The organism is Methylobacterium sp. B1, from assembly GCF_000333255.1.
Lineage (GTDB): Bacteria > Pseudomonadota > Alphaproteobacteria > Rhizobiales > Beijerinckiaceae > Methylobacterium > Methylobacterium fujisawaense.
The window spans coordinates 1-2,521 of record NZ_BACT01000306.1 but is presented as its reverse complement, the minus strand read 5'-3'; the positions used below and the strand labels follow the sequence as shown (position 1 = coordinate 2,521).

At 69.6% G+C, this 2,521-nt stretch carries 4 protein-coding genes; 3 read left to right on the top strand and 1 reads right to left on the bottom strand.

Annotated elements, in window-relative coordinates:
* Window positions 1–94 precede the first annotated feature (94 nt).
* From I53_RS08995 to I53_RS08985, 3 genes are all read left to right on the top strand, one after another.
* Window positions 95–493, top strand: a complete 399-nt coding sequence (locus I53_RS08995) for a LysR substrate-binding domain-containing protein (RefSeq protein WP_210161572.1) — start codon at window positions 95–97, stop codon at window positions 491–493.
* A gap of 120 nt (window positions 494–613) precedes the next feature.
* A complete protein-coding gene (locus I53_RS08990; RefSeq protein ID WP_043349397.1) occupies window positions 614–1,360 on the top strand; it encodes an SDR family NAD(P)-dependent oxidoreductase in 747 nt (248 codons plus the stop codon).
* A gap of 31 nt (window positions 1,361–1,391) precedes the next feature.
* A complete protein-coding gene (locus I53_RS08985; RefSeq protein WP_043349394.1) occupies window positions 1,392–1,790 on the top strand; it encodes a cupin domain-containing protein in 399 nt (132 codons plus the stop codon).
* A 144-nt stretch (window positions 1,791–1,934) separates the two neighbouring features.
* On the opposite strand, the gene ispF is transcribed toward I53_RS08985, so the two are convergent.
* Window positions 1,935–2,521, bottom strand: a 587-nt coding sequence (gene ispF / locus I53_RS08980) for a 2-C-methyl-D-erythritol 2,4-cyclodiphosphate synthase (RefSeq protein WP_306307428.1), incomplete at its 5' end; no start/stop codon positions are given.

The following is a 2,521-nucleotide window of genomic DNA, read 5'->3' as shown; positions in this document are numbered from 1 at the left end:
AGGACCACTTGTCGGTGACACCGACGAGGTCCCAGCCCGTACGCCAGCGCGGGTTGATGTAGAACCGGCCCTGCGACTCCACCGAGCCGCGGAAATCGCGCTCGCCGGCGCCGAGGGGGCTCGGCAGGAAGGCCGAGGGCGTCGCGACCTCGCGGCTCACCGATGCCTGCGCATCCGCCTCGGCGACGACAGCCTCTACCGATGGGAGTTCGAGAGGGAGGGCGAGACGATCGCGCTCGACGTTCCAGGGGCGGTCACGCTCGACAACACGCAATTCGCCCTGACCCTTGCGGCGGCGGGCGGCGGGCTTGCCTATCTTCCGGAACCCTGCGTCGGACCGTCAGTCGCCCGCGGCGAGCTACGCATCGTGCTGGCAGACTGGGTCGTCGCGGGGGCCGGCTTCCACCTCTACTATCCCGGACGTCGCCAGTTGCCGACGGGATTGCGGCTCCTCGTCGACCTGATCCGCGAGGTGAGACCGCTTGGCCTGTAAGGCCAATGCCATTCGGCGATGAACTCCGCTCATCGCCTCATTGAAGGGGACACGGCTGACCCGAACGCTGCGCGATGTCTACGTCAGGCCCCTCATCGAGGTCAGCGAGGACATCAGGACATGCGCCGTTTCCCAGGAAAGGTCGCTTTCGTCACGGGCGCCGCCAGCGGCATCGGCCGGGCTACCGCCATCGCCTTCGCGAGGGAGGGGGCTCAGGTCGCGATCACGGACCGCGCCGAGGCGCCGCTGGAAAAACTCAGGGCCGAGATCGAAGCGGACGGCGGCGCGGTGCTGGCGATCCGCTGCGACGTGTCGGTCCCGGCGGACGTGGAAGCAGCGGTGGCCAGCACCGTCGCGCAGTTCGGCCGCCTCGACTGCGCCTTCAACAATGCAGGCATCGAGAACAAGGCCGCTCCGGTCCACGAGATCGCTCTGGATGAGTGGGACCGGATCCTCGACGTCAACCTGCGCGGCACATTCCTGTGCATGAAGCAGGAGATCGCTCAGATGCTGCGCCAGGGCAGCGGCGTGGTGGTGAACACCGCGTCCGGTGCGGCCATCAGGGGCGTGGCGGGAGGGGCGAGCTATGCCGCCTCCAAGCACGCGCTCATCGGCCTCACCAAGTCCGCCGCCCTCGACTATGCGAAGTCGAACATCCGGGTGAACGCCGTCCTGCCGGGGAACATCGAGACGCCGATGATGGACCGCTTCACCGGCGGCGATATCCAGAAAGCCATCGCTCTTGAGCCGGTCGGGCGACTGGGCAAGCCCGAGGAGATCGCGGACGCCGTCCTATGGATGTGTTCGGACCTTGGTTCGTTCGTGACCGGCGCGTCGATCTCGGTCGATGGAGGCTGGTCGCTCTAGGCGACGTCCGGAACGCAGGAGAATCGGACCGATGGACATCAAGCGCAGCGGAAGCCAGCCGTCGGGTCAGGGACCGTCCGCGTGGTTCACCGGCACGGTCCGGATCGACCCACTTCACAGCGCCCCCGATCCGGCCCAGGTTGCCATGGCGAGCGTGACCTTCGAGCCGGGTGCGCGCACGGCGTGGCACACACACCCGCTCGGCCAGACGCTGATCGTCACGTTCGGGCGCGGGTGGGTCCAACGTGAAGGCGGCCCCATCGAGGAGATCGCACCGGGCGACGTCGTCTGGTTCGAGCCGAACGAGCGACACTGGCACGGAGCGACCGCGTCCACGGCGATGACACATATCGCCATCCAGGAGCGCCTGGACGGCGAGGCGGTGACGTGGATGGAACAGGTCACGGACGGGGCGTACGACGGTCCCTGAGCCCGTGATGCGAAGTCCGCCTTTGACGTTCGGCCGCCGACGGCAGACCGTCGCAACGCCACCCAGGGCAGCGCCTCCGAGGGTCGCGCCGCTGATCCACACCCGAGGCTTCGGGCTCGATGGGCCGCCGGCGCGCCGACGACGTCAGCCCTGCCGCATCGCGGTCTCGGCCTGCGCATCGAGGGCGGGACCGTCCTCCTCGGGGAGCCGCACGGTCGCGGCGGCTTGGGCGGCGAGGCCTTCGGCCCGGCCGACGAAGCCGAGCTTCTCGGTGGTCGTCGCCTTGATGGAGACCGCCGAGAGCGGCACGCCCGCGATGGCGGCGATGCGCGCGCGGATCTCTTCGCGGTGCTTCCCGATGCGCGGCGCCTCGGCCAGCACGGTGATGTCGAGGTGGTCGATGCGGCCGCCGCGGGCACGGACCAGCCCGCAGGCATGGGCCAGGAACTGGTCCGAGGACGCCCCGCGCCAGCGCTCGTCGGAGGGCGGGAAATGGGTGCCGATGTCGCCGTCCGCGATGGCGCCGAGCAGCGCATCGGTCAGGGCGTGCAGCGCCACGTCGCCGTCGGAATGGGCGAGGACGCCCCGATCCGCGGGGATCTTCACGCCGCCCAGCCAGACATGGTCGCCGGTGGTGAAGGCGTGCACGTCGAACCCGGTGCCGAGGCGGGTCACATAGGTGGTCATGGCGCGGGCTCCCGGGCGCTGGCAATTCGGTGGTCTCGGTCGCG

Coding starts and splice junctions, on each gene's coding strand:
- I53_RS08990 (WP_043349397.1), top strand. CDS start 614: ATGCGCCGTTTCCCAGGAAAGGTCGCTTTCGTCACGGGCGCCGCCAGC.
- I53_RS08985 (WP_043349394.1), top strand. CDS start 1,392: ATGGACATCAAGCGCAGCGGAAGCCAGCCGTCGGGTCAGGGACCGTCC.